The sequence below is a fragment of the Waterburya sp. genome (assembly GCF_058530065.1).
Map to the genome: position 1 here is coordinate 1 of NZ_JBZNBU010000243.1, position 8,086 is coordinate 8,086.

8 protein-coding genes are annotated in these 8,086 nt (G+C 40.0%); 3 read left to right on the forward strand and 5 right to left on the reverse strand.

What is annotated here, in order from left to right; all coding sequences use genetic code 11:
* Positions 1–923: extracellular solute-binding protein (locus AC33VI_RS14500; protein ID WP_491782976.1), on the reverse strand; the 923-nt coding region annotated here is incomplete at its 3' end.
* Here AC33VI_RS14500 and AC33VI_RS14505 point away from each other — a divergent pair.
* Positions 850–1,149 carry a hypothetical protein gene (locus AC33VI_RS14505; RefSeq protein ID WP_491782983.1) on the forward strand — a complete coding sequence of 100 codons (300 nt, stop codon included), beginning with the start codon at positions 850–852 and terminating at the stop codon, positions 1,147–1,149. The genes AC33VI_RS14500 and AC33VI_RS14505 overlap by 74 nt on opposite strands.
* Before the next feature lie 145 nt (positions 1,150–1,294).
* Here the strand turns inward: AC33VI_RS14505 and AC33VI_RS14510 are convergent, their stop codons facing one another.
* From AC33VI_RS14510 to clpB, 3 genes are all read right to left on the reverse strand, one after another.
* Positions 1,295–2,257: a glycosyltransferase family 2 protein gene (locus AC33VI_RS14510; protein ID WP_491782977.1), complete on the reverse strand. Its 963-nt coding sequence runs from the start codon at positions 2,255–2,257 to the stop codon at positions 1,295–1,297.
* Positions 2,258–2,278: 21 nt separating this feature from the next.
* A complete protein-coding gene (locus AC33VI_RS14515) occupies positions 2,279–3,184 on the reverse strand; it encodes a pentapeptide repeat-containing protein (protein WP_491782978.1) in 906 nt (301 codons plus the stop codon).
* A gap of 214 nt (positions 3,185–3,398) precedes the next feature.
* A complete protein-coding gene (gene clpB, locus AC33VI_RS14520; protein ID WP_491782979.1) occupies positions 3,399–6,161 on the reverse strand; it encodes an ATP-dependent chaperone ClpB in 2,763 nt (920 codons plus the stop codon).
* A gap of 179 nt (positions 6,162–6,340) precedes the next feature.
* Here clpB and AC33VI_RS14525 point away from each other — a divergent pair, with 179 nt between their 5' ends.
* Positions 6,341–6,628, forward strand: coding sequence for a cupin domain-containing protein (locus AC33VI_RS14525; protein WP_491782980.1), 288 nt, complete (start codon positions 6,341–6,343; stop codon positions 6,626–6,628).
* 129 nt (positions 6,629–6,757) lie between these two features.
* Here AC33VI_RS14525 and AC33VI_RS14530 read toward each other — a convergent pair whose 3' ends face one another.
* The gene (locus tag AC33VI_RS14530; RefSeq protein ID WP_491782981.1) at positions 6,758–7,051 is read right to left on the reverse strand and encodes a ferredoxin; all 294 of its coding nucleotides are present in this window, start codon (positions 7,049–7,051) and stop codon (positions 6,758–6,760) included.
* 379 nt (positions 7,052–7,430) lie between these two features.
* Here AC33VI_RS14530 and AC33VI_RS14535 point away from each other — a divergent pair.
* A partial coding sequence (locus AC33VI_RS14535; protein ID WP_491782982.1) for a Gfo/Idh/MocA family protein occupies positions 7,431–8,086 on the forward strand: 656 nt, incomplete at its 3' end.

The following is an 8,086-nucleotide window of genomic DNA, read 5'->3' on the forward strand; positions in this document are numbered from 1 at the left end:
GCACCACTGGGAAAACCCGCAGCACTGACCATTGGTTTGATACTATACTTCCCTGCTATGGGAGAATCTAAAGCCAAACTATAAACATAAGGCCAATTGCGTAAAAAAGCTGCCTTGCCATTTTGAAACAGCAAACGAGTTTCTTCTTCGGCATAGGTAGTCACCCCAGGCGGGGAAACATTAAGAGCGATCGCTTTACTTAAAAACTTGACTGCTGCAATCGCTTCGGGACGGTCTAGTCCTACTTCTAAAGTATCGGGGTTGACCCAAAAAGCACCATTACCCTGCAAGATCTCCACAAACATTGCCGCCAATCCTTCGTACTGTTTGCCCTGCCACACATAGCCCCAGTCAATCGCCCCTTGCTGTTGTAAGTCTTGGGAGATTTCCAGCAATTGCTCGAAGGTTTCGGGGGGTTCGTATCCTGCTTGTTCTAGCAAGTCTTGTCGGTAGTAAAGCATTCCCGCATCGGAACGAAACGGAAGACGATACAGTTTGTTTTCGTACATTCCCCCTGCGATATCCCCTTTTAGATATTCTTGTGTTTCTTCAGGAGACAGGCGATCGCTTAAGTCTTGTAACCATCCCGCAGCCGCAAATTTGGGAGTCCAGACAATATCCATGTAAACCAAATCGTAAGGAGAGTTGCCCAGAAGAAAAGAAGATGTGTATAAGTCTTCTACTTGGTTGCTATCGCTAGGAGCTTCAATTATTTCAAAGCGAATATCATCATGTTGTTGATTGAATTTAGTTACCAACGGTTGCAACTGTTGGGCTTCATCGGCTCTAATTAGGGTTTTAACGGCGATTGGTTGTTGGGTTAAAGCTGGCAGAATATAGCCAATGGATATGGCAATAGCAATTGCCAAAAAAATTAAAGATTTACTTCTATATTTGATTGATTTTAAAAGTTTTAAAAACATCGATAGCCAGCGAAAATTTATGATTGGTTTGTGGGAATCATTGATAAGTAAAAGTTGGATTTTAAAGGGATTGATTTTAAAATTTCTATTGTTTACTTTTCTCAACAAGTCGCAAAGCTCGAAAAAAGATAACGTAAATACTGGATTTGACGCTATAATTGATGTGGCTTTAGGGACTACAGTACCAAAAATATTTTCACCTTGTAAAATCCCTAAACTTTGGTAGACAATTTTTCTTATTGAGAATGAAATCATTTAATTCTCGGCAAAATTGAATTTTCGTAATAAACTGTTATATTTCTGAATGTAACTAAAATTTAACGCTAATTTGACAAAAAGAGCTTTTTAGAAGTAGGAAAATCAGCTAAAAACTAACTCAAAAAATTTTTGACTAAAGCTTGCCATTGAGGAGAACTAGTAAGTTCGATAACATCTAAACTCGTGCCATATTCAGCCGAGTATTTTTTAAAGCAGTCGATCCAATCAATAATCATTTCGGTGGGATATTTTTGACTAAATTGCCGAGATTTAACCAGATAATCCATAGCTTGAAGATTCCAGCCAGTTTGTAGCAATCGCCAAGCACTCCACACCAAACTTTGATAGCGGGAATCGGCTTCTAATTGTTTAATTTCTGGAGCTAAATCGGGTTTACTAAAGAATCTAGCTAAAATAAATTCCAATTCTTGAGCTTGCAATAAACTATTGCGAGAAGCATTGCTTTCATGTTGGCGGTATTTAACGGTGGTTTGTTGCACCCAAGCAGCATTACAACCGATCGCGGCTAAATTGAGAACCAAATCTACATCTGGAGTCTGTTCCAGGCTAATATCGAATCCCCCAGTACGTTCCAACCAAGATCTTCTAAACAACATTGCTCCCAAAAACACGGGTTTCCAAACAATTAAATTTTTCAAGCTCAGTTGGGGTACTTGTTGCCAAGGCTCTACTGCTGCCTGGACTTTGCCATGGCGATCAACAATTTCCCAGCCACTATTAACCATTCCCACTGTCGGATGATTAGCCAAGACATTTACTTGAGTAGCTAGCTTGTGGGGTAAAAAAACGTCGTCTTGGTCTAGAAAAGCAACATATTCACCTGTTGCTTTAGCTAATCCCAGATTGCGACTGGCTGCTACTCCTTGATTGCTTTGACGAAAATATTTAGTGCGATCGTTATACTTTTGAATGATGTTTGGGGTATCGTCTGTAGAACCATCATCAATAATAATAATTTCCCAGTCGGTGTAGGTTTGAGTCAGGATGCTGGTAATTGCTTCTTCCAGATAGCAGTCGCCATTATAAGCAGGAATAATTATACTAACTCGGCTCATGGAAACAAAAAAATAAATAAACTATTGCTTTTTCCAGCCCGCAAGTTGGGGATTGAAGTCACTATCAAAAATAGTATATTTATCGTAATAAACATCATAGGGATAGTTCAAAGGTAATTTAGCTTTGCTCAAATCTGCTCCAGAAAAATTTGCAAAAGCCAAATAAGCCGATTGAAAATTAACCTCATGCAAAATAGCCTTGTGGAAATTAGTTTTTTCTAAATGAGCCGAACTAAGATTTGCCCTAGTTAGAAAAGCCCTAGTAAAATTGACCTGAGTTAGAATTGCCTTGGTTAAATTAGTCAAACTTAAATTAACTTGAACCAGACTAGAATTACTCAGATTAGCCATACTCAAGTCAGCTTTGCGGAGATTAGAACCGTTTAAAACAATGTCTTTCAAGCTGACGCTCATTAACGGTGCTTTACTCAAATCCACACCAGAAAAATCCCTTCTACCTCGGACATAATTTTTCAGAACTTCGTAGGGCTTGGCAACAGAAATGCTTTTAGGATCGTAAACATTGAATAAATGAGCCAGAAAAAAATCAACTGTTGTTTGTTTTATGTAACCTTGCTCGATCGCCAGTCGATGAAAACGAATCTTATCGTGCTTGAGCTTTTGCAATTCTAAGATAGTTTTGATTTGTCGAGAATTTAATAATCCTGCTGTTTGAAAATAGTAAGGTAACGGTTGTTTCTGTTCTTCCTCGATCATTCCCTGCCATTGCTCGACAAAGAAATCTACGGTTTTTTGTTTTATCCAACCATGAGAAGCCAGAATTTCTCCAATTAACAAATCACTCTGCTGTTGTTCTTGCAAAGCCAATTCTATTTGACTGATCGATACCAATCCCGCCTCAACCAGTGTTTCCCCTAAAGGCTTTTTCCCATTGGGAATAGAGCCAGAGGAGCGTGAATCTTGCATAATTTTTCACATAATTACCCAAGGTTACATATAAATTAGATTTTGTCTGTACGTTATCGTACTTATATTCAGGTTTAAATATTGGCTACCAATAATCTCGTTATTAGTTATTAGTTGTTAGTTGTTAGTTGTTAGTTGTTAGTCAGTAGTTGACCGATCTGCTTTGTTCTTAACTTGTCACGACCAACCAATGACCAATGACTACTAATCAATATTAATTTTCCGAAGAGACGACTTCAGGTTCTTCATCAGTTTTCAGCAATTTTGGTTGTGTTGGGGTGGTAGCTTTCTGGTTAGTTTTTTTAGATTTAGTTTTTTCTTTTGGTTCTGCTGCTGCAATATCTAAAGTAATCGGAGTAGCTTTGTTGAAAGTTAATTTTCCATCAACGCAATCGACAACAATTTTATCCCCAGGAATAAAAGTATTTTCCAGAATTTTAGTGGCAATCGGGTTTTGCAATTCTCTTCTAATGGCTCTTTTTAAAGGACGCGCCCCAAAAGCAGGATCGTATCCAATATCAACAATGCGGTCTTGGGCGGCAGGAGATAATTCGATCGCAATTTTCTGGTCGCTCAGAAGACGTTGTAGATTTTTGATTTGAATGCCGACAATCTCTTTAAGTTCGGATTTCTTAAGACCATGGAAAATAATGATGTCGTCAATGCGCTGAACGAATTCAGGACGAAAATAACTCCGTAAAGCTTGGGTGACTCGATTCTGAATCTTGTCATAGTCGGCATCTTCCCCCTTAACATCGAGAATATGCTCGCTACCAATATTACTAGTCATGACAATAATGGCATTGCGAAAATCTACCATTCTGCCTTGAGAATCGGTAATTCTGCCATCATCTAAAACCTGGAGCAAAATATTAAACACATCTTTGTGGGCTTTTTCTACTTCATCGAGCAAAATTACGCAGTAAGGACGACGGCGCACCGCTTCGGTTAATTGTCCTCCTTCTTCAAATCCCACATATCCAGGAGGGGCGCCTACCAAACGCGAGACGGCGTGTTTCTCCATGTATTCTGACATATCAATCCGCACCATAGCATCTTCACTATCAAAGAGAAACCCTGCCAAAGCTTTAGCCAATTCCGTTTTACCTACCCCAGTAGGTCCCATAAACAAAAACGAACCAATAGGGCGATTGGGATCGTTCATGCCCGCCCTAGCCATGCGGATGGCTGCGGATACTGCTTCCACTGGTTCTTGTTGTCCGATTACTCGTTGGTGGAGGTGTCCTTCTAGTTGGAGTAATTTTTGTCGTTCCGATTCCAACAGGCGATCTACTGGCACTCCCGTCCAGTTAGCCACAATTTCGGCAATATCCGACTCGCCCACTTGTTCCCGCAACAGAGTCGTACCTTTAGATTGAATATCTAATAATTTGGTTTCTTTGGCTTCAAGATCTCGTTGGATGGTTTCCAGTTTGCCATATTTGAGTAGGGCAGCTTTTTCGTGGTCGAAAGCTCTTTCTGCTTTATCCAACAAAAGGCGAGTTTTTTCCTCTTCTTCCTTAAGAGTGCTAATCTCATCCAACAAGCCCTTTTCTGAGTGCCACTGTTCGGAAAGTCCGCTTTGCTTCCCTTTGAGGCTATCGATTTCTGCTTGGATTTTACTCAGTCTTTCCTTACTAGAGCGATCGATCGCTGTTACCCCTGGACGCTGACTTTCAGTGGTTAAAGAAGCTTTTTCCATTTCTAACTGCATAATCCGACGATCCATGTCTTCTAACTGGCTGGGTTTAGAAGTAATCTCCATCTTTAACTTGGCAGCAGCTTCATCTACCAAATCGATCGCCTTATCAGGAAGAAAACGATCTGTAATATATCTTTGAGAGAGAGTCGCTGCTGCTACCAAAGCCGAATCGGTAATCGTAACTCCATGATGAACTTCGTATCGTTCTTTGAGTCCCCGCAAAATAGAAATTGTATCTTCCACAGAAGGCTGCTTGATATATACCTGCTGAAAACGTCTTTCTAAGGCTGGATCTTTCTCAATATGTTTGCGAAACTCATCCAAGGTAGTCGCCCCAATACAGCGCAATTCTCCCCTGGCTAGCATCGGTTTTAGTAGGTTACCCGCATCCATCGATCCCGAACCTTCCCTAGAACCAGCACCGACAACAGTATGAACTTCGTCAATAAATAAAACAATTTGCCCGTCGGATTCGGTAACTTCTTTTAATACCGCCCGCAATCTCTCTTCAAATTCACCGCGATATTTCGCCCCAGCAATCAAGCTACCCATATCCAAAGAAATCAACTGACGATCCTTAAGGGATTCGGGAACATCACCATTGATAATCCGTTGTGCCAAACCTTCGGCAATGGCAGTTTTACCTACTCCAGGTTCGCCAATCAATACGGGGTTATTTTTCGACCTGCGAGAAAGGACTTGAATAGTACGGCGAATTTCTTCATCTCGACCGATTACGGGGTCTAATTTGCCAGCTTTGGCTTCTTCTGTCAAATCCCGTCCGTATTTTTCTAAAGCTTGATATTGTTCTTCTTGATTTTGCTTGGTTACTTTTTGCGAACCGCGAACCGATTTAATTGCTTCTTCCAAATCTTGAGGATCTAGACCAAAACTACGGAGAGTTTTTTTACCAATGCGAGCATCTTCGGCAAAACCCATTAAAATATGCTCGATGGAAATAAAATTATCTCCCCAACTACTGCGACAGTCTTCAGCGCGGTCTAGCATCCGATCCAAACTAGGCCCTAAATATAGTTGTGTCGAACCAATTCTGGGTTGACGTTTGGTATACATTTCTAGCTGTTGCTGGAAACGGACTAAATCCACATTAGCTTTTTCTAAAATGGTTTTGGCTAGCCCTTCTTGTTCAATCGCTGCCAAAATTAAATGCTCTACCTCTAAGTTTTGATTCTGGTATAACTTAGCGACTTCTTGAGATTTTACGATCGCATCCCAGGCTTGTTCGGTAAACTTATTTTGATCGGTAGGCTGCATATTTTAGCTTAAAGAGAATTTTATAACTGAAAAGAAAGTAATTTTTTCTAATTGATGATACGCCCCAGTATAGCAAGGCTCTAATATTACTTATGTGAGCCTAAAAATCTTGGAGGTAAAGACGCTATATAGTATCTTGTCTTAATAATAATTTTAGTATCATCTCACAATTAAAAGTCATGAATCAACAAACAACAAATATTTCTATCGTTTCTCAACCCAGCCCTGAAAAGCTGGAAAAATTGGGAGTATTCAGTTGGTCGATCTGGACAAAAGAAGTGTCAGAATTTCCTTGGACTTATGAAGAGAAGGAAACCTGTTACTTTCTTGCAGGGGATGTAGTTATTACTCCCGATGGTGGCGAACCCGTAACTATGGGTCAAGGGGATTTAGTAACTTTTCCTGGGGGAATGTCTTGCACTTGGAAAATTAACCAACCTGTGAAAAAACATTATCTATTTGGATGAAATATTAAAATTTCTCCTCGAAAAAGCCAGAGCGGAATTATTCGTTACTATAGTTTAATTAGTGAAGAGCAAAAGGACACCCTATGCAACAGAGTGTCCTTGCTTTTACTAACTATCTGGCAGGATTGCTTAGTAAAGTTCTTCTTCTTGGTGAGTGACGATTGTGCAATCGGAGCTAGGATATGCAACGCAAGTAAGAACGTATCCAGCTTCGATTTGATCGTCATCAAGAAAAGACTGATCGGACTGGTCTACAGTACCAGTTTCGATTTTGCCCGCACAAGTAGAACAAGCACCCGCACGACAAGAATAAGGTAGGTCTAGACCTTGTTCTTCAGCAACGTCAAGAATGTACTCATCATCGGGTACTTCAATAGTTTGCTCGCCGTCGGGCATTTTGAGAGTTACGTTATAACTAGCCATGTATTTTTCCTCTTTTACAGGGTTATATATTAATTTGTGTGTTGCTGGAAAATATCGATCTCGATGGAGGACTCAAACTAGAGTTCACCTCGATCGCTTCCATGTTAGATACTAAGGGAAAAATACAAAGAATCGATCGCGCATTAGCAATGAGATTTGTAATTAATTGTAAAATAAGTTTTTCTTATGTATTAACCTAAGGTAAGAATAGTTATTGTGTCAAACGACACCCCTCTCTAAAACCCCCAAATAACAAGATTTATTGGCGAATAGAAAATCAAAAAAAGAATCTCAATTTTCCCTAAAAATAACTATTAACTATAGTTATATCTACAATTGATAATTTGTTATAACGTTTGCGATCGAATTAAAACATTTTATGTCTATGAACACAGTCTCTTCTTTGAAAGTTGGCATCGTGGGTACGGGCTATGCAGCGAAAAAGAGAGCAGAAGCAATTCAAGCCGACTCTCGTACGGAATTAATCGCCGTAACAGGCAATACTCCCGAACGAATCGCTCAATTCTGTCAAACTTTTACTATTGCCCCAGTGGATTCTTGGGTGAGGTTAGTCGATCGCTCGGATTTAGATCTAATTATGGTATGTACGATCAATCGAGACTGTGGTGCGATCACTTTAGCAGCTTTAAAAGCAGGCAAGCACGTAGTAGTAGAATACCCCCTGGCATTAGAAGCAAAATTAGCCGCAGAAATTATTGAATTGGCAAAAAATAAGCAGAAACTAATTCACGTCGAACATATGGAAATTATCGGCGGCTTGCATCAAGCCATTAAACAATATTTACCCCAAATAGGTAAAGTATTTCGCGCCCGTTATGCTACGATTGCGGCTCAAAAAAGTAACAGTCAAAGCTGGAAATACAACCGAGATACCTTTGGTTTCCCCTTGGCAGCAGCCTTATCCCGCATTCATCGTTTGACAGATTTGTTTGGCAAGGTAGATTCGGTTAACTGTCGCAATAGGTATTGGGGCGAAGCTAGTTCGAGTTATTTTGAAGCTTGTCTGTGCGAAGC

What these genes read in the sequence shown, in the direction of transcription:
- AC33VI_RS14505 (WP_491782983.1), top strand. Translation starts at nt 850, where the DNA reads ATGGCAATAGCAATTGCCAAAAAAATTAAAGATTTACTTCTATATTTG.
- AC33VI_RS14510 (WP_491782977.1), bottom strand. Translation starts at nt 2,257, where the DNA reads ATGAGCCGAGTTAGTATAATTATTCCTGCTTATAATGGCGACTGCTAT.
- AC33VI_RS14515 (WP_491782978.1), bottom strand. Translation starts at nt 3,184, where the DNA reads ATGCAAGATTCACGCTCCTCTGGCTCTATTCCCAATGGGAAAAAGCCT.
- clpB (WP_491782979.1), bottom strand. Translation starts at nt 6,161, where the DNA reads ATGCAGCCTACCGATCAAAATAAGTTTACCGAACAAGCCTGGGATGCG.
- AC33VI_RS14525 (WP_491782980.1), top strand. Translation starts at nt 6,341, where the DNA reads ATGAATCAACAAACAACAAATATTTCTATCGTTTCTCAACCCAGCCCT.
- AC33VI_RS14530 (WP_491782981.1), bottom strand. Translation starts at nt 7,051, where the DNA reads ATGGCTAGTTATAACGTAACTCTCAAAATGCCCGACGGCGAGCAAACT.